30 protein-coding genes and 1 other annotated feature are annotated in these 25,162 nt (G+C 38.6%); of the genes, 9 read left to right on the top strand and 21 right to left on the bottom strand.

Annotation, left to right across the window (positions count from 1 at the left end; all coding sequences use genetic code 11):
- Positions 1-46 precede the first annotated feature (46 nt).
- Together AC3II9_RS13495 and AC3II9_RS13490 are read left to right on the top strand one after the other, a co-directional pair.
- Entirely contained in the window at positions 47-562 is a 516-nt protein-coding gene (locus AC3II9_RS13495; RefSeq protein ID WP_391376108.1) for a YjcG family protein, read from the top strand.
- Between the two features lie 4 nt (positions 563-566).
- The gene (locus AC3II9_RS13490; protein WP_489156203.1) at positions 567-1,001 is read left to right on the top strand and encodes a GNAT family N-acetyltransferase; all 435 of its coding nucleotides are present in this window, start codon (positions 567-569) and stop codon (positions 999-1,001) included.
- 113 nt (positions 1,002-1,114) lie between these two features.
- Here AC3II9_RS13490 and AC3II9_RS13485 read toward each other — a convergent pair whose 3' ends face one another.
- From AC3II9_RS13485 to AC3II9_RS13460, 6 genes are all read right to left on the bottom strand, one after another.
- A complete protein-coding gene (locus AC3II9_RS13485; RefSeq protein ID WP_489156200.1) occupies positions 1,115-1,360 on the bottom strand; it encodes a stage VI sporulation protein F in 246 nt (81 codons plus the stop codon).
- A 12-nt stretch (positions 1,361-1,372) separates the two neighbouring features.
- Positions 1,373-1,522: a YjcZ family sporulation protein gene (locus AC3II9_RS13480; protein ID WP_431029265.1), complete on the bottom strand. Its 150-nt coding sequence runs from the start codon at positions 1,520-1,522 to the stop codon at positions 1,373-1,375.
- Positions 1,523-1,585: 63 nt separating this feature from the next.
- Positions 1,586-1,951, bottom strand: a complete 366-nt coding sequence (spoVAE, locus tag AC3II9_RS13475; protein WP_489156243.1) for a stage V sporulation protein AE — start codon at positions 1,949-1,951, stop codon at positions 1,586-1,588.
- Positions 1,952-1,963: 12 nt separating this feature from the next.
- Positions 1,964-2,956, bottom strand: coding sequence for a stage V sporulation protein AD (locus AC3II9_RS13470; protein WP_489156198.1), 993 nt, complete (start codon positions 2,954-2,956; stop codon positions 1,964-1,966).
- The gene (spoVAC, locus tag AC3II9_RS13465) at positions 2,950-3,405 is read right to left on the bottom strand and encodes a stage V sporulation protein AC (protein WP_489156196.1); all 456 of its coding nucleotides are present in this window, start codon (positions 3,403-3,405) and stop codon (positions 2,950-2,952) included. Before spoVAC ends, AC3II9_RS13470 begins: the two co-directional genes overlap by 7 nt.
- A complete protein-coding gene (locus AC3II9_RS13460; protein ID WP_489156194.1) occupies positions 3,405-3,809 on the bottom strand; it encodes a YhcN/YlaJ family sporulation lipoprotein in 405 nt (134 codons plus the stop codon). Before AC3II9_RS13460 ends, spoVAC begins: the two co-directional genes overlap by 1 nt.
- 130 nt (positions 3,810-3,939) lie before the next feature.
- Between AC3II9_RS13460 and AC3II9_RS13455 the strand changes: the two genes are divergently transcribed.
- Positions 3,940-4,449, top strand: a complete 510-nt coding sequence (locus AC3II9_RS13455; RefSeq protein WP_489156192.1) for a CotY/CotZ family spore coat protein — start codon at positions 3,940-3,942, stop codon at positions 4,447-4,449.
- A gap of 191 nt (positions 4,450-4,640) precedes the next feature.
- Here the strand turns inward: AC3II9_RS13455 and AC3II9_RS13450 are convergent, their stop codons facing one another.
- The 6 genes from AC3II9_RS13450 to AC3II9_RS13425 form a co-directional block, all read right to left on the bottom strand.
- Positions 4,641-4,931: a 4-diphosphocytidyl-2C-methyl-D-erythritol kinase gene (locus tag AC3II9_RS13450; RefSeq protein ID WP_489156190.1), complete on the bottom strand. Its 291-nt coding sequence runs from the start codon at positions 4,929-4,931 to the stop codon at positions 4,641-4,643.
- A 93-nt stretch (positions 4,932-5,024) separates the two neighbouring features.
- Positions 5,025-6,401 carry a magnesium transporter gene (mgtE, locus tag AC3II9_RS13445; RefSeq protein ID WP_489156188.1) on the bottom strand — a complete coding sequence of 459 codons (1,377 nt, stop codon included), beginning with the start codon at positions 6,399-6,401 and terminating at the stop codon, positions 5,025-5,027.
- Between the two features lie 859 nt (positions 6,402-7,260).
- Positions 7,261-8,151 carry an RluA family pseudouridine synthase gene (locus AC3II9_RS13440; protein WP_489156186.1) on the bottom strand — a complete coding sequence of 297 codons (891 nt, stop codon included), beginning with the start codon at positions 8,149-8,151 and terminating at the stop codon, positions 7,261-7,263.
- 12 nt (positions 8,152-8,163) lie between these two features.
- A complete protein-coding gene (locus tag AC3II9_RS13435; RefSeq protein WP_391376140.1) occupies positions 8,164-8,958 on the bottom strand; it encodes an NAD kinase in 795 nt (264 codons plus the stop codon).
- On the bottom strand, positions 8,955-9,626 hold the full coding sequence (yjbM, locus tag AC3II9_RS13430) for a GTP diphosphokinase (RefSeq protein ID WP_489156184.1): 672 nt from the start codon (positions 9,624-9,626) through the stop codon (positions 8,955-8,957). Before yjbM ends, AC3II9_RS13435 begins: the two co-directional genes overlap by 4 nt.
- A gap of 60 nt (positions 9,627-9,686) precedes the next feature.
- A complete protein-coding gene (locus AC3II9_RS13425; protein WP_489156182.1) occupies positions 9,687-10,079 on the bottom strand; it encodes a UPF0738 family protein in 393 nt (130 codons plus the stop codon).
- A gap of 122 nt (positions 10,080-10,201) precedes the next feature.
- Between AC3II9_RS13425 and AC3II9_RS13420 the strand changes: the two genes are divergently transcribed.
- The 4 genes from AC3II9_RS13420 (at position 10,202) to AC3II9_RS13405 (ending at position 12,857) form a co-directional block, all read left to right on the top strand.
- A complete protein-coding gene (locus tag AC3II9_RS13420) occupies positions 10,202-10,789 on the top strand; it encodes a CYTH domain-containing protein (RefSeq protein WP_489156180.1) in 588 nt (195 codons plus the stop codon).
- Between the two features lie 15 nt (positions 10,790-10,804).
- Positions 10,805-11,506, top strand: coding sequence for a lytic transglycosylase domain-containing protein (locus AC3II9_RS13415; protein WP_489156178.1), 702 nt, complete (start codon positions 10,805-10,807; stop codon positions 11,504-11,506).
- 147 nt (positions 11,507-11,653) lie between these two features.
- Complete coding sequence (locus tag AC3II9_RS13410) at positions 11,654-12,058, top strand: globin domain-containing protein (RefSeq protein ID WP_489156176.1); 405 nt, start codon at positions 11,654-11,656, stop codon at positions 12,056-12,058.
- On the top strand, positions 12,051-12,857 hold the full coding sequence (locus tag AC3II9_RS13405; RefSeq protein ID WP_489156174.1) for a DsbA family protein: 807 nt from the start codon (positions 12,051-12,053) through the stop codon (positions 12,855-12,857). Before AC3II9_RS13410 ends, AC3II9_RS13405 begins: the two co-directional genes overlap by 8 nt.
- A gap of 465 nt (positions 12,858-13,322) precedes the next feature.
- On the opposite strand, the gene pepF is transcribed toward AC3II9_RS13405, so the two are convergent.
- The 4 genes from pepF to spxA all read right to left on the bottom strand — a co-directional run bounded on the left by pepF (position 13,323) and on the right by spxA (position 17,830).
- Positions 13,323-15,131, bottom strand: a complete 1,809-nt coding sequence (gene pepF, locus AC3II9_RS13400) for an oligoendopeptidase F (RefSeq protein WP_489156172.1) — start codon at positions 15,129-15,131, stop codon at positions 13,323-13,325.
- A gap of 59 nt (positions 15,132-15,190) precedes the next feature.
- Positions 15,191-16,303, bottom strand: a complete 1,113-nt coding sequence (locus AC3II9_RS13395; protein ID WP_489156170.1) for a competence protein CoiA — start codon at positions 16,301-16,303, stop codon at positions 15,191-15,193.
- A gap of 136 nt (positions 16,304-16,439) precedes the next feature.
- Positions 16,440-17,093 carry an adaptor protein MecA gene (mecA, locus tag AC3II9_RS13390; protein WP_391375535.1) on the bottom strand — a complete coding sequence of 218 codons (654 nt, stop codon included), beginning with the start codon at positions 17,091-17,093 and terminating at the stop codon, positions 16,440-16,442.
- A gap of 338 nt (positions 17,094-17,431) precedes the next feature.
- A complete protein-coding gene (spxA, locus tag AC3II9_RS13385) occupies positions 17,432-17,830 on the bottom strand; it encodes a transcriptional regulator SpxA (RefSeq protein WP_391375538.1) in 399 nt (132 codons plus the stop codon).
- A gap of 427 nt (positions 17,831-18,257) precedes the next feature.
- Positions 18,258-18,472, top strand: a binding site (T-box leader).
- Between the two features lie 60 nt (positions 18,473-18,532).
- Here spxA and trpS point away from each other — a divergent pair.
- Complete coding sequence (gene trpS, locus AC3II9_RS13380) at positions 18,533-19,522, top strand: tryptophan--tRNA ligase (RefSeq protein WP_391375541.1); 990 nt, start codon at positions 18,533-18,535, stop codon at positions 19,520-19,522.
- A gap of 5 nt (positions 19,523-19,527) precedes the next feature.
- On the opposite strand, the gene AC3II9_RS13375 is transcribed toward trpS, so the two are convergent.
- The 3 genes from AC3II9_RS13375 to AC3II9_RS13365 all read right to left on the bottom strand — a co-directional run bounded on the left by AC3II9_RS13375 (position 19,528) and on the right by AC3II9_RS13365 (position 22,027).
- The gene (locus tag AC3II9_RS13375; RefSeq protein WP_391375544.1) at positions 19,528-19,740 is read right to left on the bottom strand and encodes a YuzI family membrane protein; all 213 of its coding nucleotides are present in this window, start codon (positions 19,738-19,740) and stop codon (positions 19,528-19,530) included.
- Between the two features lie 98 nt (positions 19,741-19,838).
- Entirely contained in the window at positions 19,839-21,077 is a 1,239-nt protein-coding gene (gene fabF, locus AC3II9_RS13370; protein ID WP_489156168.1) for a beta-ketoacyl-ACP synthase II, read from the bottom strand.
- A gap of 14 nt (positions 21,078-21,091) precedes the next feature.
- The gene (locus tag AC3II9_RS13365) at positions 21,092-22,027 is read right to left on the bottom strand and encodes a beta-ketoacyl-ACP synthase III (RefSeq protein ID WP_489156166.1); all 936 of its coding nucleotides are present in this window, start codon (positions 22,025-22,027) and stop codon (positions 21,092-21,094) included.
- Between the two features lie 200 nt (positions 22,028-22,227).
- Here AC3II9_RS13365 and AC3II9_RS13360 point away from each other — a divergent pair, with 200 nt between their 5' ends.
- Entirely contained in the window at positions 22,228-22,416 is a 189-nt protein-coding gene (locus AC3II9_RS13360; protein WP_391375552.1) for a YjzD family protein, read from the top strand.
- Between the two features lie 210 nt (positions 22,417-22,626).
- Here the strand turns inward: AC3II9_RS13360 and AC3II9_RS13355 are convergent, their stop codons facing one another.
- Both AC3II9_RS13355 and AC3II9_RS13350 read right to left on the bottom strand, forming a co-directional pair.
- Positions 22,627-22,836: a hypothetical protein gene (locus tag AC3II9_RS13355; RefSeq protein WP_489156165.1), complete on the bottom strand. Its 210-nt coding sequence runs from the start codon at positions 22,834-22,836 to the stop codon at positions 22,627-22,629.
- Between the two features lie 47 nt (positions 22,837-22,883).
- Positions 22,884-25,007 carry an ATP-dependent Clp protease ATP-binding subunit gene (locus tag AC3II9_RS13350; RefSeq protein WP_489156163.1) on the bottom strand — a complete coding sequence of 708 codons (2,124 nt, stop codon included), beginning with the start codon at positions 25,005-25,007 and terminating at the stop codon, positions 22,884-22,886.
- Positions 25,008-25,162 lie beyond the last annotated feature (155 nt).

Raw genomic sequence — 25,162 nt, 5'->3', positions numbered from 1 at the left:
TACTGTAAAGGAATAAAAATTTAGAATTTTCGGGAGGTAATGAACTTTGAAGTACGGTATTGTTGCATTTCCATCAAAAAAACTACAAGATTTAGCGAATACTTATCGCAAACGTTATGACCCGCACTATGCGAAAATTACACCGCATATGACATTAAAAGATACGTTTGAAGCAGATGAAATGCAAATCGAAGAGATTTCTAAAAAGCTTACTGAAATCGCAAATCGATTTGCACCGCTTGCTATTCATGCTTCGCGTGTAAGTTCGTTCTTCCCAACGACAAACGCGATTTATTTCCGCGTTGAACCAACACCTCAGCTTGAAGACATTCATAAAGAAATTCAAGAACAATTAAACATTGGTACACCAAAACATGTTTTCGTTCCACATATTACTATAGCCCAAAAAATGACAGATTCTGAGCATGATGATATTTTTGGTCAACTTCGAATGATTGGTGTAGATGAAAAGGAATCGATCGATCGTATCCACCTTCTCTACCAACTAGAAGATGGTTCATGGACGACATATGAAACATTTAGATTGAGCGGAGTTGAATAAGTTCGTGTTTAATGTAAAATTAGTTACAACAGAAGAAGAAAAACAACTCGCTTTTAATGTACGAAAAAAAGTATTTGTCGAAGAGCAAGGTGTACCGGTACACCTTGAATTAGATGAATTTGATGAGACAGCGAAACACTTTATCGTGCAAGACGGCGAAAAAACGATTGCAGCCGCTCGCGCACGGGAAGTATCACCAGGGATCGGAAAAGTTGAACGTGTTTGTGTATTGAAAGATTATCGCGGCAAACGTCTTGGTATATTGATCATGGAGCATGTTGAGAAATATGCCATTCAATACGGTTGGGCAACATTGAAGCTCAATGCCCAATCTTATGCTGTACCATTTTACGAGAAACTCGGTTATGTAGTCACATCACCGGAATTTTTAGACGCTTATATTCCACATCGCGCAATGGAAAAAAGTATTTCTATTTAAAAAACATCAGCTCATTCCAACTTAGAACGAGCTGATGCCACATATTGAACTACGTTACGTATTGTTATTCGTGAAAAAAGCAGATTGCCGTTCAATACGGATGATCTGCTTTTTTATCGCATCATTTTTTGAATACTATTTAAATCAAGTGATTGACCATCTTGTAAAATAGATTGTACGATTTTATTTTCTAATTCTGGCGTGATTGGGCGGTTAGCCAGCTTACTTACTTTGCGTACAATTTTTCGAACTTGGCGCTCATTTTTGAAATCCGCGTGCTGAATAGCATTCGCTAATGCTAAAATTTCTTCAAATGACACACCAGTCTTTTTTTCGATTTGTTTAAAAAACTGATCCATTTTTTCTCCTCCTTACACAATCACGCTCCCAACAATGATCAATAAAATGAATAATACTACGATTAACACGAATACAGAGCCATTGCCGTCATTACCGCCACCATAAGATGGACATTGACCGCCTTGCCAGCCATAGTTGTAGCCTCCACAATAGTTACCCATAAAAACACCTCCCTTTTATTTGCTAATGTATGTTACAAAAACAAACAAAGGGAGGATATTTGTCTAATCAATTTTACCTTTTGTTTTAAAAAATAATGCGGCAATAAAACCAAAAATGATGGCCGCACTAATACCTGAGCTCGTTACTTCAAACATTCCCGTTAATACGCCAATCCAGCCGTGCTTCTCTGCTTCAGCAAGAGCTCCATGTGTAAGCGCGTTGCCAAATGACGTAATCGGAACCGTTGCGCCAGCTCCTGCTAGATCAATTAGTGGCTCATATAGCCCCAGCCCATCTAATATCGCTCCGACAACGACAAGCGTTGATAATGTATGAGCTGGTGTTAGCTTGCCCACATCGATTAGTAATTGGCCAACAACACAAATTAACCCACCAACAACAAATGCAAAAATAAATGAGTAAATAATAGTAGGTCCCTCCTACACATTAATTTCTACTGCATGCGCAATACAAGGAATGCTTTCACCTTGCTGATACGATAACGTCGAAAGTAACGCACCTGTTGCTACTAACAACACTTTTTTATAACGGCCTGTTCTTAACTGTAAATCCACATAACTATAAAATACCGAAGCAGAACATCCTGCGCCACTCGCACCTGCCAGAAAGCGCTTATCTTCCCCGAAATACTCTTCCCCAGCATCTCGAATTAAATTTAGTTCTTCACTCTTAATACCATCTTCTGCAAACATCGCTTTTAAAATTTTTAAGCCGATTTTCCCAAGATCTCCTGTAAAAATGACATCATAATCACTTAACTTTTGCTTCCGCTTTTCCAAATGAGTTGTAATGGTACTATACGCTGCTGGCGCCATTGCTCCCCCCATGTGAAAAGGATTGTCCTGTCCATAATCGACTACTTTTCCAACCGTTGCCGCTACCATATAAGGCATCCCTTCATGATACTTCCCAACAAGCGCATACCCTGCTGCTGTCACTGTCCATTGTGCAGTTGCAGGCTTTTGTGCGCCATAATCAATCGGGTAACGGAATTGTCGTTCTGTCGCATTATGATGACTACTCGCACCTGCAATGGCAAAATTGGATGCGCCAAGCTCTGTTAATAATCCTGCAATAATCACCGATGAAACGGCTGTTGCACAGGCAGCGAATAAACCAATAAAAGACACCGCTAACTCTCTTGCTGCAAAACTTGTTGGGGTCATTTGATTAATTAAATCGCCACTTAAAAAATAGTCGATATCTAAATTTTTAACATCCGCCTTTTTTAACAGAACTTTACTTGCTTCTTGTATAAGCGCCATTTGACCTTTTTCATTTGTATCTTCTTGAAATCTTTCATCATCCATAATCGAGTCAAAATATGCTTTAAACACACTTTTCTGTTCGAGTGGCCCTGTGACAGCTGAACATGCTAAAATAGCCGGCTTCGTTTGAAACACGATTACCATGATACCACCCCGATTGATACAAGAATCAGTTTAATTAAAGCTACAAAAAATGCAGAGACTACACCGAACATAATAACAGATCCAGCGAGTTTAAACATATTGCTCCCGACACCTAAAACAAAGCCTTCCGATTTATGCTCAATCGCGGCAGAAATCACGGCATTACCAAATCCTGAAACTGGTACAGCGCTCCCTGCTCCGGCAAATTGACCGATTTTTCGATATAAACCTGCCCCTGTTAAAAACATCGTAATTATAATAATTGTCGCGACTGTTGGATTGCCTGCTGTTTGTTCTGTAAAATCGAAGAAAATAATATAAAAGTATGAAATAGCTTGTCCAATTGCACAAATAATGCCGCCAACTAAAAACGCTTTTAACATATTTAGAGCAACGGGTGGCTTTGGTGTAATTTGCTGTTCAATTGTTTGGTAACGTTGCACATCCATCATGTTTCCTCCTTTGATAACTTGTCTAGCTTTTCCAATTTATCGTCTAATCCTTCTTTTTCGTTTTTATCAATTAATTTTGCTGATTCCCAATGCAATTTAAAGTCCGTTGAAACCGTTATTTGTAACTTAGGAAATTCCTTTTCCAGTTTTTCTTTGATAGCTTCTTCGATTTTTCGCTTCTTATAGCGCATCCACGGCTTTACTTGCATCGCTACAAGTAACTGATTTTCTACGAAAATGACGTTGGCATGATCTATATTGCTTTCATTATTGAGTATTTCCTCTAATTTCGTTGCCTTCTCCTCATCATATGTAGTGTAAAAAGTTGTAAGCTTTTCACCTGTGTTACCACATCCAGCAAGTACTACACAACAACATACTGCAAGCAGTATACTTCTCACTTTAGTGCACCTCCTTTATGTACGTAGTATCGCCGTTGGAAGCAAATTATATTCAATACGTGCAAACGCCCTAACACACTAAATGTACTTTCATATTTTATAAGGAACTCAATTCTAGGGAGGTGAATTTATGGGTTGTGGAAAACATCACGGTGGCGGAGCTATTGAAAGTGGAAATTGCGTATGTGAAGTAGTGCGTGCAATTTTAGATATTCAAAGTCAAGCAGTTCGAGATGATTGTTCAACATGTACAACAAACTGTTTCTTAGAGCCACTTGGTGGTATCGTGAGCCCTGCTCGCTCTTCAGCAGATACACGTGTATTTACATTACTAACTAAAACAGGAAAGCCGTTTATGGCTACTTTTGCATCAGATGAATATCCGGACGTGTGTGTATCAATTTATTTCCGTGTAGAAGACATATTCGATGACTGCTGCGCAACATTACGTGTATTAATACCTCTAGATGAAAATGATTATCCAGTATGCTTATTATCAGATTGCGGCACTCAAGTATCACTTCATAAAGTTTGCGAGGTTAGTGGCTGGGCCGCTTCAGACAGCTGTATTACAGTTGACTTAAGCTGCTTCTGTGCAGTTCAATGTATCGAAGACGTAAATCTTGGTATTTGTAACTAAGAAAAGTGCAAGCGCCCTCTCTAGCCCCGACATGTGTTAGAAATAGGCTCACAGTGTGCTTACACACGAAGAGACTTTGGAAACGTCACGACGGGCTAGGCGCTGTTGCTAGACACACTTTAAATTTGAAAAAGTGTATACTTTCTTATCTATAAAAGAAAGAGAGCAGATGCATAGACGCATCCGCTCTCTTATTTTGTGGAAATATACGATATTGATTCAGCAGCAAGCCATATTTTTTGTTCCAAGGCACTGACCAGTACTTCTTCGCCATTTAGTTTTTCGATTGTACCGACTAAATGTTCGCCGTTTTTTAATTGAAAATACAATTGCCGGTCTTTATTAGTCCGCCTTGAAAAATAACGAAGCTGATGCATAATCAGTGATGGTACCAGCTCTTTTTTGACATAAATCGATGTACTTTCCTCTTCAATTCGTCGCGCTGGTGGTGGGGTTTGAATGTACAATAATGGATACTCCAACCTGCCACATCCTTTTTTACACTACGATATGCAAAACGCTCTCTATTCGACACAGTTCTTTGTATGATGAAACAGCTAACTCAACCATCCCCCCTACATAATTTGACTTAAAAACATCGTCGCAAGCCCTAAATAAATTAACAAACTTGTCACATCATTCAGTGTTGTAATAAACGGTCCCGATGCAACAGCTGGGTCAATACCAAGCTTATGCATCAGTAACGGAATAAACGACCCGGCAAGTGTCGCGACTAAAATTGAACAACAAATGGCTCCTCCTACTAACAAGCCAATGATTAAATTATGCTTCCAAAAGTAAACAATACCGACTACGATGACTGCACAGACGAGCCCCATAATGACCCCTGTTACTAACTCGCGCATCAATAGCTTCATTTTACTTTTCTCGCTCACTTCTCCTGTTGCAATCCCGCGAACGGCAACAGCAAGTGCTTGTGTGCCACTATTCCCTGAAGTACCAGAAATCAGTGGAATGAATACAGCAAGCAATGCTACTTGATCGAGTGTTGCCTCAAACTGGCCCATTAAATTGGCCGTGAGCATTCCTAAAAATAATAGAATAATTAACCACGGTAAACGATTTTTCGCTGCCCTGAGTGGACCCGTATCAATGTCCTCTATATCGGAAATACCGGCTAGCTTCGAGTAGTCGTCGCTTGCCTCTTCGTCAATAACATCGATAATATCATCGACTGTTATAATCCCTTGTAATTCGCTGTTTTCATTAATTACAGGTAAGGCTAAAAAGTTATAATCCTTCATAATTTGTGCGACTTCTTCTTGATCTGCTGTTAGCTGTACAGATACGACACGATCACTCATAATTTCACTAATGCGCTTATCCTCATCAGCAATAATGAGATCACGTAATGAAATAACTCCGGTCAATTGATGTTGGTCATTTACAACGAAAATATAGTAAATGGTTTCAGCATTTGGTGCCTCTTTTCGCAGCACAGCCATGGCTGAACGTACCGTAGAACTTTCTAAAATCGAAACATACTCCGTTGTCATAATAGCCCCAGCTGTATATTCAGCATAAGCTAATAATTCATTAATTTCTTCAACGGTTTCACTATCCATCATTTCTAGATAGCTTTCGCGTTCTTTATTATCGAGTTCATATAAAACGTCTACTGCATCATCCGTATACATTTCCGATAACATCGCGGCTCCATACGATGTATCCATTTCCTTCAACATGTTTTGGTATGCATCATCTTCTATTTCAATCTCTCGGAAGATGACGGCCATTTCCTGAGGAGATAAAAAATGATACATGATCTTACGTATATCAGGTCCAACCTTCTCATAAAATTGCGCTTGATCGTACGGATGAATTTCTAAAAAATGCTCACGGAATGCCTGAATCTCATGGTCTAATAATAATTGTCGCAGAAATTCTTCATCGTATAGCACGTCATCTCTCTCGTTTTGTGGTTCGATCATGTTATCCCTCCTCTCAAATTCATAATAGGCATGGCGCTACCATTCGTAAATAAAATCTTTAAAATTCATACAGAAATTTAACAATCTACTTAGAATGAGCAAATCCCGAAACATATATTACCATTGTGTTAACCGTTGATTTCCGCTCCATTCGGCTCGCTTTCCACGGGCATGGCCTCAGCCTCCTCGTCGCTCATCCCTCGGTGCTCCTGTCGCTGCGCTTTCGTCGCAAATAAATTTCCTGCGGGGTCTTCAGGCCAACACGATGTTGGTCACGAAGGCGTTGTCACAGGACGTGACGGTTTTAGCCTTCGTTCCTTTATTGCTATTCCCGTAGGAAGCTTTGCTCTGTAGCGAAAGGCGCATGCCGTCAGCTACACCTCACCGATTCCGCTGCAATCAACGGGCAAGTCATTTTTGATCACGTTTTGCGTAAAAATACGCTTCTATAAAGGAATTATTTTGTTAATCAACACACCTAGCTAAAAATGAAGAAAGATGCTCATTCATTGCCGTAGAGACTAGGTAATTACACTTGCAAATAGGAAAAAAATGATTTCTTTTAGTAAGAGAAATATTTTTCTAGCACATCGAGAAGCATTGACTTTTGCCGTAGCGCGCCATAGCCACAGGAGCCAAGCGCTTTACTTTGCGACGAAAGCGCAGCGTCAGGAGCAGGAACAGGAGATCCAAACAGGCCACGCCTGTTTTAGCTCCTGTGTAGGCTGTGGCAAAGCGCGGAGGCTATGATATAAACCTTTCACTATTTAAATGATATTTTTAGGATGTATTTTTGCTCATTACAAGAATCTATTTAAAATCACGAAAAGATGCTCGATTGTAGCCGAACATCTTTCTTTTAGAAAATTATTTCTTGCATATCTGCTGGTAGTGGGCTATTAAAAATGAATGGTTCGCCCGATACAGGATGCGCTAATGCTAAATGGACACAATGTAGTGCTTGGCGTGCAATCAATGCACGACTCCCACCGTATAATTCATCTCCTATTAAGGGGTGTCCAATATACGCCATATGTACACGAATTTGATGTGTACGCCCGGTATATAACTTTAACCGAATATGTGAATACGGTTTATCATCTACCCAAAATTGCTTCAGTACTGTTACATCTGTATGCGCATATTGACCATCATTCCGTACTTCACGTTCAATAATACTCGTATCTTTTCTTCCAATCGGTGCAATAATCGATTGGTTCTCCACATGACCATGGACAATCGCTTCATATTCTCGGTGAATCGTTCCTGCTCGTTGCATCAATCCTGTTAAATGATGAATATGACGATGTTTCGCAATACATAGTAGCCCCGAAGTATCCCGGTCTAGTCGTGTTACAATATGCACAGTAGAGGCAATATGCTGTTGTTCAAAATAACCTGCGACAAAATTCGCTACGCTCGCATCTGGATGCTCACGTGAAGGAATAGTACTCATAAAAGCAGGCTTATTTAATACTAGGAGTGTCTGATCCTCATAAACAATATCGAGAGCGCCCCGTTGAGGTATTAACCCATCACTCACTCGCTCTACCGGAAACTTAACCGTAATCTCATCTCCTACATGAAGAGGGTAACGTACATTTTGCTCCGTACCATTTACTAAAATTTGGCCTCCCTCAAACTTAATTGCCGTTAGCGCACGTTTGGAAATACCAAAATCGCTAATCGCTTCCCGCAATAATTGTCCTTGTTGCTTCGCCATAAATGTGACAGTAAATCGCTTGTCCATATTTCTCCTCACTTATTCATTCGAAACAAACGAGTCATGTACACGCTCCCAGAATGGGAATGGACGGAAACGGGCAAAACGAACCCGTTCATTTGCAACATTGAACGTAATCGATTTTACATCTGTTTGTGTAATTTGAATATGATCAATCGTCATATTGAATTTTTGATCATTTACTGGCTTCAATACACAATTATGATGAGCTGGTAACACAAGTGATGACCCCACTGTACGGAATACACGATTATTAATGGAAGCCATCTCGGTAATTTGAAAGGCATTAAGCGTTGGATGAATAATAGCTCCTCCAAGCGCTTTATTATACGCTGTACTACCTGATGGAGTCGATACACATAACCCGTCCCCCCGGAAACGTTCAAAATGCTTCCCATTTAACTCTACATCCATCACGAGCGTCACATCTGGCGATTTAATCGTTGCCTCATTTAGTGCCAAATATGTACTTGACGCAGCATCATGACGATGAACTTGTACCTCAAGTAATGGATATTCGACAGAATTAAATTCTTTTTTAGCAATGGATAACACAAGCTTTTCTAATTCAGATGGCTTCCAGTCTGCATAAAACCCTAAATGCCCCGTATGAATGCCGACAAATGCCACTTTATCTAAACGATGTGAATAACGATGAAAAGCATGTAAAAGCGTCCCATCTCCACCGATTGATAATACAATATCCGGTTCTTCTTCATCAAGCATTAATCCAAAGTCTTGTAAATATGTTTTTGCAAGCTCCATTAATTCATTGGATTGCATATCTCGGCGTGATTGAATAGCAAACTTCAAAGTTTTTCACGCTCCTTTTCTGAATTATTAAGTACTGCTGGATCTTCCTTATATTCGCTAAAATAAGCCTGTGCTTCCTGAATTTCACTACGAATTTGACTCATTTCTTCATCTAAACGGAACGCTGCTTCTGCGGCATTTTGCAAACGTTGCTTAATAATCTCAGGAAATTCCCCTTTATATTTATAATTTAATGAATGCTCAATTGAAGCCCAAAAATTCATGGCCAATGTACGAATTTGAATTTCTGCTACGACAATTTTTTGTCCCTGAATCGTTTCAACAGGATATTCAATGATGATATGATGTGAACGATATCCACTCGGTTTACTATGTGTAATATAATCCTTCTCTTCAATCACTTTCATATCATCACGCTGACGAATAAGCTCTGTAACTGCTGTAATATCATCTACAAATTGACACATAATACGCACACCTGCAATATCTTGCAATTCCGTTGCTAATTTGTCAGAAGGCTCAAACGGTACCCCTTTTTGTAACGATTTATCGTAAATACTCGCTAAAGGCTTTACTCTTCCCGTTACAAATTCAATTGGGGAGTTTGCATTCACAATCCCAAACTGTGAACGCATTCCTTTCAATTTCACTTTTAACTCATCTACCGCTTGCTTATACGGGCTTAAAAAAACATCCCATTGTCCCAAAATAATAACCTCCCAACACCGAAATAACTTTACATTATCTCATTAGCACGTCTTGTTTCATTATACTTCATTATTTGTTAAAATCGCTTGAAATGCAGCCTCTACTGCTGTTACAAATGATTCACCGTAGTTGTCATTTCCTTCAATATTATAAATTAATGCCTCTAGTTCTTCATAGAAATGAAGTAATTCAATTGTATTTTCCCCTACAGATAAATATGGATTTTCACCACGCTGCACCATTTCTAGTAAAGCGGGCCACATGTCTACGCCAAAGCTTAAATAGCTAAACGCCCCATCTTCCTCTACAATATAAATAAAAGCATGATGATCTGAGTCAACAATTACCTGTCCAGCAGGTATAATTTGAATAGTTGATGCTTCTTCATTTACACTAAATGTAAGCTTATTGTGTACATCAACATAATTTTCGACTTTATATACGTTACGCAAGTGTAAGTCTCCCTTTCCAATCTTTCTTTTCATATTTTAACATACCACTTACACTGATGCAGTGGACATTTTCGAAATACAATCTGGAAATATTGGCAGCCCTTGCAGAAAGGATACTTTAAATGAGTCAACAAATCGAAATTGAATTTAAAAATTTATTAACAAAAGAAGAATACAATCGTCTACTCACATATTTCAATATTCAGCCTGAACAAATTGTACGCCAAGAAAACCATTACTTCGATACGCCTAACTACCATTTGAAAAATGCATGGAGTGGACTACGGATTCGTGTGTTACCCGACCACATTGAATGTACATTAAAAGAACGTTCTTCAGAACATGCTCATTTGGAAACAACCGATGCCTTAACAGCAGATATGGCAGCACAAATGATTCGTGGTCTTACATTTGCAGCACCCTCTGTTGAACAGCGATTACTTCATATGAATGTACCACTAACAGAATTACAACTATTCGGCTCCCTTATTACTAACCGAGTAGAGATAGAATATGAGGGTGGAACACTTGTACTGGATCACTCTTTTTATTTGCAATGTGAAGATTATGAAGTAGAATATGAAACAAACGATGAACAAAAAGGACTTGCTATTTTTGAGCAGTTTTTAACAGAGCATAATATAGAAAAACGCTATGCAAAGAAAAAAATCGCACGTTTTACAGATGCTTTAGCACAACAATATGAATAAAGGATGAATAAGAACATGGATATTCAGGCTTTACGAACATTAATGGAAATTCAAACGATTCAATCAATTGGTGGGAGTAATAATGAAACGAGCTCAGTCCTAAATTCAAACGCATCTGCTTTCTCATCACTGATTGAAGAATTATTAGCATCTGCTTCAACTGAGCAATCTTCACCATTAAGTAATTTACTAGGAAGTGTATCTGAAAGTACAGCAGAACAACAACCAAATGTTGCGAACTATTTACAATCACTTATTTATGAAGGACAGTTAAACGTACCCGCCAGTGTACTGGAAGCACTCTCTGTACCGACGTCAACAAAATCGGTAGAGGCTTCCCATACAAACTATCAAGAGGTAATAGAAGTAGCTGCAGCAAAATATAATATTCCTACAAAATTAATTGAGTCTGTCATTAAACAGGAATCAGGTTTTAAGCCAAATGCCATGAGTTCAGCTGGTGCCATAGGCTTAATGCAACTTATGCCTTCAACCGCAAAATTTTTAGGGGTAACGGACGCAACAGACCCTACTCAAAATATTATGGGTGGGACAAAATATTTACGTCAAATGTTGGATAAATTCAACGGTGATCTATCATTAGCACTTGCTGCTTATAACGCCGGACCTGGGAACGTCTCAAAATATAACGGGATACCACCATTTAAAGAAACTCAAAATTACGTCAAAAAAATACTAAATTCATATAATACTTAATTTTCATATTACCCTTATTTTACCATAAAGGCGCTTTATTTGTGAATTTTCAGTGTCATTGTTAGAATGAACATAAAGATGTTATATAACGATACAGTATATAGTAAACGTATACTAAAAGAAGTGAGACATAAAGGAGTATCACCTATGAATCGAAAATATACGATTCCTTACGAGGAACTTGGTGCTGAAAAGCTTTCGGAGCTTATACATGCCTTCTATACGCGTGTTGCAAAGCATCCACAACTCATTCCGATCTTTCCTGAAGATTTAACTGAAACGATTCGTAAGCAAATTCAGTTTCAAACCCAGTACTTAGGTGGGCCGAATTTATATACAGAGGAGCACGGGCATCCGATGATGCGTGCTCGTCATATGCCCTTTAAAATTACCCCTGATCGTGCACAAGCTTGGTTAGAATGCATGGCTGAAGCAATGGATGAGGTTGGTTTAGACGGAAAGTTTCGTGAAACATATTTCCAACGTCTTGTTTTAACTGCTCATCATATGGTCAATGCACCGAATGAAGATGAGGAGGGATTAGATGAATAGTGTTCAATTATTATCACAGCCTGTTGCACCTTCTATTGCACATAAACCAGTAGAGTTATATATTTTTATCGACCCACTTTGTCCAAAAGCATTTGCGATGAAGGGCATATTGCGCAAGCTGCAGCTACAATATGAACATTATTTCACATGGCGTTACGTACTTAGTACAGAACTATCGGCTCTCAATTCTATAACAAACCGTATGAAAGGTTGTTTGAACGGAGCAGAGCTAGACATTACACACCCAGTCTTACCTTCAATCGCTATTAAAGCTGCTGAATTACAAGGAAAACGGGCAGGTTCACGCTACTTAACAAAATTACAACAATATGCAGCTTTAAAAACCAAAAACGTCAATTCCCATGCCACTCTTCTGCAAATCGCAGAGGAAATAGGTCTTGATATGAATGAATTTACAACAGATTTCGGATCAAAAGAAGCAGCCCGTGCCTTCCAATGTGATTTATACATTACAAGGGAAATGGACGTTGATGAAGTGCCAAGCATTGTGTTCTTTAACGAGTGCATTGAAGATGAGGGATTAAAAGTAAATGGTTCCTATCATTACGAGGTATATGAGCATATTTTACAAGAAATGATTGGCGAGGAACTTGTACCAAAACCGATCCCATCGTTAGAAGATGTATTCAAACGATATGAACATTTAACAACTGCTGAAGTAGCAGAGATTTTCTCCATCGATCATGTTGCAGCCGAGCGTGAATTAAAAAAACGGATGCTCCAACAAAAAATCGAGCGTCTTATGACGGATGATGTTACGCTTTGGCGTTTAAAATAACGATTGCTATACAAAAATCCAGCTAGCTCTATGCTAGCTGGATTTTTTATGGTGCCGGCGTAGTGCCAGCTTAGTACCCGGTACGTACCACCGTAGTACCGGGTACCATAATAAAAGAGGTGCCCTATCCTCGACAGATAGGACACCTCTTTTCACAAAGGGGATGGGAGAAATGTTCACGTTCAAACAAAGGGGTGTATGTTTGTTATGTGATTTATTTCACGTCTATTACTTTATCACACAATAATAATATCTGCAATAACCGTGCAATAGTTTCACAAATTCGTCAAATAGAAAGCGTTTGCATATTCAAGTAACACCAACACTTTTCAATAATCTACTTTGAAGTATCACGATAGTTTGTGAATGAACAAACTATTATTCAAGAAAAATATCACTATACTTAGAAAAATATTCTACAAAGCAGAAAAAAACCACCAGAACGAGTTCTAGTGGTCCTTCGCTTTATTTATTTAAAAGTAACTTTTCAAGTTCCGTTAATTTTTCTTCAAATACTTTACAAGCTTCGGCAATCGGTGCCGGACTTTCCATATCTACTCCCGCAGCTTTTAACACGTCAATTGGGAAGTCTGAGCAACCAGCTTTTAAGAAGTTGTTAATATAGCGCTCAACAGCAGGCTGTCCTTCTTCAAGAATCTTCTTACTGAGTGCTGTTGCGGCACTTTGCCCTGTTGCATATTGATACACATAATAATTGTAGTAGAAGTGAGGAATACGCGCCCATTCTAAGCCGATTTCCTCATCAACTGTCATCGCTTCACCAAAATATTTCACATTTAAATCGTAATACACTTCCGTTAGCTTTTCAGCTGTTAAAGCTTCACCCTTTGCATCCATTTCGTGAATTAGATACTCAAATTCAGCAAACATCGTTTGACGGAATACGGTACCGCGGAAGCTATCTAACCAATGATTTAATAAGTAAATCTTTTGTTGTGGATCATCGATTGTTTTTAATAAATAATCGAATAATAATTCTTCATTACATGTAGAAGCCACTTCTGCGACAAAAATAGAATAGCTTGCATATGGATACGGCTGATTTTTACGTGTATAGTAGCTATGCATACTATGACCGAATTCATGTGCTAATGTAAATAAATTATTTACATTATCTTGCCAGTTCATTAATACATAAGGGTTTGTACCATACGTACCTGAAGAATAGGCGCCACTACGCTTCCCTTTGTTTTCCATTACATCGACCCAGCGACTATCCAATCCTTGTTGCACAATCGCTTGATATTCTTCACCTAGTGGTGCAAAACTTTCAACCATTAGTTTCTTTGCTTTTTCATACGGCATGTCCATCTTCACTTCTTTTACAAGCGGCGTAAATAAGTCATACATATGTAACTCATCTACCCCTAACACTTCTTTACGGAGTGCTACGTAACGATGTAGTAATGGTAAATACTCATGGATTGTTGCAATCAATTGGTCGTACACTTTTTCAGGAATAAAGTTATTACTCATAGCTGCATGACGAGCTGAATCGTATTTGCGAATACGCGCTCGAACATTGTGTGCTTTCACGTTCCCTGCAAGTGTCGACGCAAATGTATTACGAAACTTCCCATATGTTTCGTATACAGCTTTAAATGCATCTTCGCGTACTTGACGATTCGTACTTTCTAAAAATGAAATATAAGAACCGTGTGTAATACGTACTTCTTCCCCATCTTCATTTTTAATTTTTGGAAATTCTAAATCAGCATTGTTCAGTTTGCTAAATGTATCGCCAGAAGCTCCTGTCACTTCTGACATTTGCGCTAGTAATTGCTCCTCTGTCGCCGATAAAATATATGGTCGACCTAAGTTAAGCTCTTTTAACGATTGTGCATATAGCTGCAGCGGTTTATAGCTTTCTACATATCGATTGATGGTTTCTTCATCTAACGATAAAATCTCAGGTGTTAAAAATGACCATGCCGCACTTAATTTTGCCCCTAATGAGCTAACGCGGCTATCCATTGCTTGATATTGGCTATTTGTCGTATCTTGGTCATGCTTTAGATGGCTGTATACATATAGCTTACTAAAGCGTTCATACATTTGATCGCCAAACTGCAATGCCTTATATAAGCTTTCCGCATCTGAGGTTGCTTTTCCTTGATACTTTTTTGCCTGTTCTTCCAGCGCTTCAATTGCTTTGAATTCTGTTTCCCATTCGGCATCTGATGCAAAAATAGGCGTTAAATCCCATGTTAACTCTTCTGGTACTTGCTCGCGCAATAAAACGTCTTTTGCCATCTCATTTTCCCTCCACATATTCCGATTTTCGAAATTCTCACCTTATTTTCTCAATATTTTCAGCATATTGCAATTAATTCGCTATACAGTACACGCATTAATTGTTCTGTTGTACACGTTGCGCTAATATCATTAATCGACAAAGCACGTAATATTTTCACATAATCATCTACAGCTAAAAAAGATTGCTGAGTGGTTGGTAATTTAGCCCATGATAAAAAATAATGCTTCGTACTGTCGTTTACGCTCCCTATCGTTAAATTATTACAGCTCATAAAGTAAAAAAATAACATTTGCCATTCAGCTGAAAATAACGAAATCCCTCTAGCGTGCGGAACGGGTACACCAATAAAAGACGGTAGTCCCACTCGCTGCAATCGGCATTCGTATACTGCACGTAAAAATAAATCATTTACACCGACCTGACTGTAAAAAAGTCGACCATGTAAAAATTGCTTCCGGTACCTAGTATACTCTTCAAATAACGATAAAAACCCTTTTTCAGTTAGCAATTTTGGCTCATAAAACGGAAATACTTGTGAGGTTAGTGGCAATGTTAATACTTGAGATAAAAATAAATTTCCTTGTAAGTAAAGAAGATTACTGAGGTAAAAAAACTGTTGGGAATGTGGATCATAGGTGATGACATAGTTATCAGTTATAAATTGTTGATAAAACAAATTGAATGACGCTTTGAGTATGCGACCTCCTTGTAACGTTGGAAAAGCAGGTGTTTTTAATAACCATATGGGCACAATATCATTCTTTTTATAACCCTCTGTACGTTGATGAAGTAATTGTTCTGGGATACGGCTACACTGAAATTCCAGTGCATATCGCTTTTTTCTTGTAATGAGTAAATCGGGTCTTTGTTGTAAATGCGGCAAATAACTTTCTAATTGAACATCATATCCGAGTTGCTGAAAATGCATAAATAATTGCTGTTTACCGAGTAAATGCAGCTCGGATTCCCCTTCTGCAAACAGTGATTCACAGGCACGATTTGCGGTGTGTGCAAAATGCGGAATTTTAATTGCACCCGCTTTTAAAATAAGGCGTTCTTTACAATGTGGACAGTATAATGATTTTTCACGCAATTGTTGTAAGGCTGCTTCCGTTAAGCTTTTCGTCAATATCAAGTAGTCTCCTTGATCGTCTATGGCGACAAGCATAACTTAAACCTCCTTTCCCACATTGTAAGAAATAAAAACACTATATTCAATCAAAATATACAAAAACAACCAAAATAAAAATTTGAATGAAAAACAATAAAAAAATCCGCGCCTTTTATCAGCACGGATTATAAATTTATGCGAAATATTCAATTACTGTTTCAAAGCAGTTTTGCTCCATAATCACATCGCCATACTCTTCTAAACGATAACTTGTTAATCGTGATGGTCTCAAATATTCTTTAATAAGCGCTAACATATTTTTGCGTTCACGTTGTTCAGGTAAGTTCGTGAAATCAACATGTAAATAATAGCGCCCTTCAAATTGGTAAAGTGAAGATGTTAATCCAAACGACACGATACGCTTTGCTAGTGGTACAAGTTCATCTATATCTTTAAACGTAAATCTTGCATTTGTAATCGTCATATCTTCATCTGAATCATTTTCAAACGATTCAAAAATGACATTTTCCATTTCACGCAATTGCTCAGCTACTTCACGGTTTTCTTCAAAGTCATCCATAAGGGCATTCGCCTCTTGATCAGAATGTAAATTCGCCCGTGTTACAATTACTTCAAGCCCTTGCTCAGATGCATTAATATGAATCCAAATTGGCCCATCTAAGTCAAAGTAGTCATCTGTATTTACTTCACCAATTACATCCCAAAATAGCTCCTCGCCTTTTGAGCGATTATACCAAATTTCCTCGCGACTATAGCCACGGTCTTCAATATCACTATACGTAATAAATAGCTTTAGTGTATTTTCATTAATGCGTTCAATGTCCATAAGACTTCAACTCCCTTCACAGTCATTCCGTTGAAATACATGTAAACCGCTGTTACTTACTATTTGGTTAAATCACCAAAAATCATACATGCTTCTTCCAACATATGAACACTCCAAACGTTCTATAAAGAATCGAGAAGCGGCTCGAACTCTATAACTCTATTGTATGATGTTGGCACATAAAATGAAAAGGAAAAAACACTATTCAAACCAAATAATTTGAATATTGAAATTGTATTGTACTGTATCTATGAAATCAAGGCTAATTTTATGATTTTAATAAAAAGAAAAAAGATGCTACACATTATGAAATTGTTGCAACATCTTCACTATTTTATTTAGTTCACCATGCGCTGCGCTTCTTGCAATTGATACGCCCGTACTTTACGTGGTAAAAAGCGACGGATTTCATCTTCATTGTACCCTACTTGCAAACGCTTTTCATCTAAAATAATCGGACGGCGTAAAAGTCCTGGGTGCTCTTGGATCAACTCATATAAATGTTGTAAAGTTAATGTTTCTACATCTACATTTAACTTTTGAAAAACCTTTGAACGAGTTGAAATAATTTCTTCTGTCCCATCTTCTGTCATACGTAAAATTTTCTTAATTTCACTAATCGTTAACGGCTCGGAAAAAATGTTACGCTCTGTATAAGGAATATCATGCTCTTCAAGCCACGCTTTTGCTTTTCGGCATGAGGTACAACTAGGAGATGTAAATAATGTCACTAACATTCGTCCACTTCCCTCCATATTAAATTCAATCTATAACAACTTCTTACTTTAGAATTAGTTTAATGTAAAACCTTGTCTACATTATACAACAATATTTATCATTTGGATATAGCTTCCCATCAAAAAGCGACACTTTTATCAACCCATTTATTCTCGAAATTACTCATTTATGCTATAATTAATTATCTTTTTTCCTACACCTTCTAGTTCAAAATCATTTATTTTGAAAAATCAACAAACACTACATTCTCAATTATTAAAAAACAACTGAGAATTTATCTATTCCTTTCATTTCATTTGACGAATAAATAGTAAAAATGGTTGCTCTTTTCTCTTATAGTATGTCCTTTCTTTTCTTGGTATATGCTAAAAAAAATTTGATTTTTTGCAGTACAATATAATATAATTTCAAGAATGAATTAGAAAATAAAAAACGATGACGAAGAGTAGTACATTTGATGTTACGCTAAAGAGAGTCTGCGGTCGGTGTGAGCAGATGCGTATACAAATGGAATGGACTTCCGAGTTAGCTTGGTGAACTTAAAGTATCCTAGCTCGTCTCCTTCACGTTACGAAGCAGAGTGGCTCAAAACTAGAGCAAGCTGGGTGGTACCGCGGATTCAAACATCATTCGTCCCTGAGAATTTCTCAATGGGCGCATGATGTTTTTTTAGTTTCCAAAGATTTAAAGGAGGATTTTTTATGACAACTATTTTCTCTGGTGTACAGCCAACAGGAACTATTACATTAGGCAATTACATTGGTGCAATTAAGCAATTTCCCGCTTTACAAGACGAAGGACAAGCCATTTATTGCATTGTAGACCAACACGCCATTACCGTACCACAAGATCGTTTAGAGCTACGTAAAAATATCCGTAGTTTAGCCGCGATGTATATTGCCGTTGGGATTGATCCGAAAAAGTCAATTTTATTTATTCAATCTGAAGTACCAGCACATGCGCAAGCTGGTTGGATTTTACAGTGTGTGGCATCAATCGGTGAATTAGAACGTATGACACAATTTAAAGATAAGTCACATGGCAAAGAATCTGTATCAGCAGCTCTTTTAACATATCCACCGTTAATGGCCGCAGATATTCTTTTATACAATACAAATATTGTACCGGTTGGAGATGACCAAAAGCAGCATATTGAGCTTACACGCGATCTTGCTGAACGTTTTAACAAACGCTACAACGATGTTTTAACGATTCCAGACATCCAATTACCAAAAGAAGGCGCACGCATTAAGTCCTTACAAGAACCAACGAAAAAAATGAGCAAGTCTGACACAAATACAAAAGCAACAATCCGTCTTCTTGACACACCAAAAGAAATCGAAAAGAAAATTAAGTCTGCGGTTACAGACTCTGACGGCATTGTCAAATACGATATCGAAAACAAACCAGGTGTATCGAATTTGTTAACAATTGAATCTGCTTTATCAGGTGTATCGATTGCGGATTTAGAAAAGAAATACGAAGGTAAAGGGTACGGTGATTTTAAAGCGGGTGTTGCCGCTGCTGTCATTGAGCACTTAACACCGATTCAAGAGCGTTATTACGCACTCATCGACTCACCTGAGCTAGATGCTATTTTAGATGAAGGTGCCGCTAAAGCAAATGCCATCGCCCATAAAACACTAAAAAAGATGGAAAATGCAATGGGGCTTGGCCGTAAACGAAAATAATTCCTTCAGGAAGAACGCGATATACCGAGATCGTAAATGACTGCAAACATCACAATAAGTGAACCAAGTGCAATATATAACTCCACTGTTTGCAGTAAAAATTTTATCACCGCATGCCATGAATAACCGAGCGTCCGGTAATTTAAATATAAAATACATTGTGTAATAGAAGCTACACACAAACCGTAACTTAATAAAAAAAGGACAAAGCGAAACAACTAAACATCCTTTCTATCAAAAAGTCATCTCTTTCTTAGAGGTGGCTTTTCCTTCAATGAAAAAACCAGTGGTATATCTTTACACCACTGGTACTAATTTATTCATATTTTTTGAATAAAAGACTTGCGTTATGTCCACCAAATCCTAATGAATTGCTCATCGCATACTCGATGTTTACTTGACGTGCCTCATTCGGTACGTAATCTAAGTCACACTCTGGATCTTGCTCTTGTAGATTAATTGTCGGTGGTAAAATACCTTCTTTTAACGCTAATACTGTAAAGATGGCTTCGATACCACCAGCGGCCCCAAGTAAATGTCCTGTCATTGACTTTGTTGAGCTCATCGCTAACTTATAAGCATGCTCACCAAACACCGATTTTACCGCTAATGTTTCAAATAAATCATTGTACGGTGTACTTGTACCGTGTGCATTAATATAATCCACTTGCTCTGGATTTACCCCAGCAGTCGTTAAGGCCATATGCATTGCACGCGCCGCACCTTCACCTTCTGGTGCTGGTGCTGTAATATGGTGTGCATCTCCTGTCGCACCGTAACCAAGTACTTCTGCATAAATTTTTGCTCCACGTGCTTTTGCATGCTCTAATTCTTCTAAAACAAGCATACCCGAACCTTCACCAATCACAAAGCCGTCACGGTTTTTATCGAATGGACGTGATGCTGTTGCTGGGTCTGCATTCGTTGTTAACGCCGTATTCGCTGTAAAGCCGGCAATAGCCATATTCACGATTGGCGCCTCTGCTCCACCTGTAAACATAACATCTGCATCACCGCGCTCAATTACTTTAAACGCATCCCCAATCGAGTTTGTCCCTGATGCACAAGCTGTTACCGAACATGAGTTAGGTCCTTTTGCCCCAAGATAAATCGATACTTGCCCTGAAGCCATATCTGGAATCATCATCGGAATGAAGAACGGGCTGACACGTCTTGCTCCACGTTCTTGGAATGTTAAAAACTGCTGTTCATACGTTTCCATTCCGCCAATACCAGATCCAATCCATACACCAACACGTGCAGCATTTGATTCATTAATTTCTAATGCTGAATCTTTATATGCCATGAGCGATGCTGCAATAGCATATTGTGTAAAACGGTCCATTTTTCGCGCTTCTTTACGTTCCACAAACTGCTCAATATCAAAATCGTTTACTTGTGCAGCCACTTTAGCTGAGAATTTTTCTGCATCAACGCGTGTTAGTGGACCAACACCTGATTTTCCTGCTTTTGCTGCAGCCCATGTATCTTCAACTGTATTGCCAAGTGGCGTGACAGCCCCAATTCCTGTTACTACTACTCTACGCTTTGTCATACATAATCCCCCTCTTATTTACCCCATCGAATTGTGACAGCGCCCCATGTTAAGCCACCGCCAAAACCGACAAGGACAACTATATCATCATCTTTTATTTTACCTTGTTCAAGCTCTTCTACTAATGATAACCCAATCGAAGCTGCTGATGTGTTCCCGTACTTATGCACCGTTTTTGACATTTTCTCTTCAGGTAAATTCAGTCGTTCACGAGCTGCTTCCATAATCCGAATATTCGCTTGGTGTGGTATTAAGAAATCGCAATCTTCTTTCTGCAAACCAGCCTTTTCCAATACTTGAACGGCAGACTCTCCCATTTGGCGTACTGCAAATTTAAACACTTCACGCCCATTCATGCCAATATGATTTTCTTCATTTATATATAAATGCTTGCCACCTGAACCATCTGCACCTAATTCAGATGCCAGAATACCGCGTCCTTCCGATACTTTTGATAGAACAGCAGCACACGCTCCATCCCCAAATAAAATAGCGGTATTACGGTCATTCCAATCCGTTACTTTCGATAGTTTTTCAACACCTACTACTAATACATATTCATAACTGTTATTTTCAAGGAATTGCTGTGCTGTTACAAGCCCATAGATAAATCCTGAACACGCTGCTGCAATATCCATCGCTGCACATTGTATTCCGAAATGCTCTGTTAATTGACATGCCACACTTGGAAAGGCTTGATCTGGCGAAACCGTTGCAACTACAATTAAGCCAATTTGTTCCGGCTTAATCCCTGCATTTTCAATCGCTTTTTGTGTTGCCTTAATCGCCATATGTGAAGTATTTTCATCATCTGCTGCAATATGTCTTTGTTCAATCCCCGTTCTAGAACGAATCCATTCATCTGTCGTGTCTAACACACTTTCCAGATCATAATTTGTCAGTACCTTTTCAGGGACATATTTCCCCAATCCAATAATACCTACACCCATAAAATATCCCCCTTTTACACTAACATTTAGTAGTTGGTCATAATTATAGCTCATAAAAAAATATTATACAACGGAAAATTTTTCACAATGTTCAAGAAATGTTTTCAAAAGTTTGTTTTTCTTTTTTCACAACCTGTGTTATGATAGTTGAGGTATAAAACTAAATAAATATATAGAATAATGTTTATGAGGTGAATTTGATGCAATATATTATGACATTTGTATGGTCATTCCTACTAATTTCTATGTTAAACTACGTAGTAAGTTCAGTATTAAACGTACCATTCGATTTCATGACTGGTGTAATCGTTTCTGTAGCATTTGCAGTAATCGTGTTTATTGTTGCAGCTATTCTTCCAGGTAGCCCAGAACACGCTGAACATCATTAATTAGGAAGCGCTCCGTGTAGGGGCGTTTTTTTATGTTCAAGATACAGTGTTTTGCCCGCCTATCACGGGATTTTGCTCGCTTACCATTAGCTTTGGACCGGACAACACCGCGTTTTGCTCATTTCGCTACTTTAAACTGAATCTCATTTATATTTTACACTCATTGTTTATTTTTCCACAATAAAAACAGGTGAATCACCACCTGTTTCCTTACATCTGTCGTTCCGCATCAGCTGTTGTCGTTGTCGGGATGATATCTTTTTCAGCTTTCAAGCGATCATTCAATTCCTCTATAGGGATAGCATCTACTGTCTTCATATCTTCATGCATATCAAACAAACTAGGCTTCTCTGTATTCACCATATCAGGGTTGTCTAATTTGTCACGCTTCGGTAAGTTTTTCATTTCTTTTTTATCCATAAAAATACCTCCTTTGTTTATAACATACCCAAAGGAGGCGAAAACCATTAAAACTTCACGACAATTTCATCATTTTTTACTATTAAATAGAGTGTGTCCCCTGGCGCCACTTCTCCGCGCAATAACTCTTTGGCAACCGCTGTTTCTAAATAACGTTGCACAAAACGTTTTAATGGACGTGCACCAAACTGCGGGTCAGCACCGTGCGCTACTACAAACGCAATAACTGCATCCTCGACTACGAGCTTAATCTCTTGCTCAGCTACACGTTTCTCTAACTGTGATACATACTTGCGAACAATCGCACCAAAATGTTCATTCGACAATGCATGGAATGTAATAATATCATCTACACGGTTTAAAAGTTCCGGCTTAAAATGCTGGCGAAGCGCCATCATAATTAAATCTTCCGCACCTTCTTCCGTTTGGTTTAACAAATGCTCTGAACCAATATTGGACGTCATAATGACAACTGTGTTCGAGAAATTCACATTGCGACCTTGCGAATCGGTAATGCGGCCATCATCTAAAATTTGCAGTAAAATATTTGCGACATCGGGATGCGCTTTTTCAATTTCATCCAGTAACACAACCGAATACGGATTACGTCGAACCGCTTCCGTTAATTGCCCACCTTCTTCATAGCCAATATAACCAGGAGGTGCCCCAACAAGGCGCGATACACTATGCTTCTCCATATACTCACTCATATCAATACGGATGAAATGATCCTCTGAGTCAAATAGTTGAGCCGCAAGCGCTTTTGCTAATTCTGTTTTCCCCACACCTGTTGGTCCTAAAAATAAGAAGGAGCCAATCGGTTTTGTAGGGTCTTTAATGCCTGAACGGGCACGCCATACTGCTTCCGTTACTAATGTCACGGCATTATCTTGACCGACAACTCGCTCATGTAATGTTTCCTTTAAGCGAAGTAGCTTCTCGCGCTCTCCCTCTACTAGTTTTGTGACCGGAATTCCTGTCCAACGTGAAACAATCGATGCAATTTCTTCGGCTGTTACTTCTTCGCGTAAAATCCGTTTATCGGCTGTTGTCACAAGCTCTGTCTCAAGCGCAGCAATTTCCTTTTCGAGTGAAGGAATTTTGCTGTACTGTAATTCTGCTGCTTTATTATAATCTCCACGTGTTTGCGCATCTTCCGAATCACGGCGATATTTATCGAGCTGCTCACGCTTTTTCTGAATCGTTTGCAGACCGTTTTTCTCAAGCTCCCACTGCTTACGCATATGTTCGGTAGAAGTACGTAACTTCACAATTTCCTCTTGCAAAGTGGATAAGCGCTTTTTACTCGCTTCATCCTTTTCTTTGCGAAGGGCTTGCTCTTCAATTTCTAACTGCATTAAGCGGCGTGTCACCATATCTAACTCTTGCGGCATGGAATCAATTTCTGTCCGAATCATCGCACAAGCCTCATCGATTAAGTCAATCGCTTTATCTGGTAAGAAACGCTCTGTAATATACCGATTGGATAGTTCAGCTGCTGCAATAATCGCACGGTCATGAATGCGGACGCCATGGTGCAGCTCAAAACGCTCTTTTAGTCCACGTAAAATCGACACGGTATCTTCTATAGAAGGCTCTCGCACCATCACTTGTTGGAACCGACGCTCAAGCGCTGGATCTTTCTCAATATACATACGATACTCATCCAGTGTTGTCGCACCAATACAATGTAATTCACCACGTGCAAGCATCGGCTTTAACATATTCCCCGCATCCATGGCACCGTCTGTTTTCCCTGCTCCTACAATCGTGTGAATTTCATCGATAAATAAAATAATACGCCCTTCTGATTCTTTTACTTGCTTCAGCACACCTTTTAAACGTTCCTCAAACTGCCCTCGGTAACTGGCACCAGCAATTAAAGCGCTCATATCCAGCTCATATAATAAACAATCCTTTAATCCTTCTGGTACATCTTTTCTCACGATACGTTGCGCTAATCCTTCTACAATGGCTGTTTTCCCAACACCTGGTTCACCGATTAACACAGGGTTATTTTTCGTTTTCCGTGTCAAAATACGAATGACATTGCGGATTTCTTCATCACGACCAATCACAGGGTCCATCTTCCCGTTCTTTACTTCCTCAATTAAATTACGTCCAAACTGCTCTAGCGGCGGACGATTATCTTGTGTTTGTGTAAATTGCATGTTCATCCCTCCAAAAAAGTTTGACCATCTTTGACTAATTTGATTATAAAACGATTTCCTATAAAAAGCAAAATAATCCTTCACAAAAAATTTACTCTTATTCCCAATTAACATATGTTATCATTTTATATATAGTGAAATCTAAGTGAAATTTA

This window comes from Lysinibacillus sp. RU7 (assembly GCF_057837305.1).
Note: the sequence above shows the minus strand (reverse complement) of the source record. Positions and strands in the feature narration are given on the sequence as shown.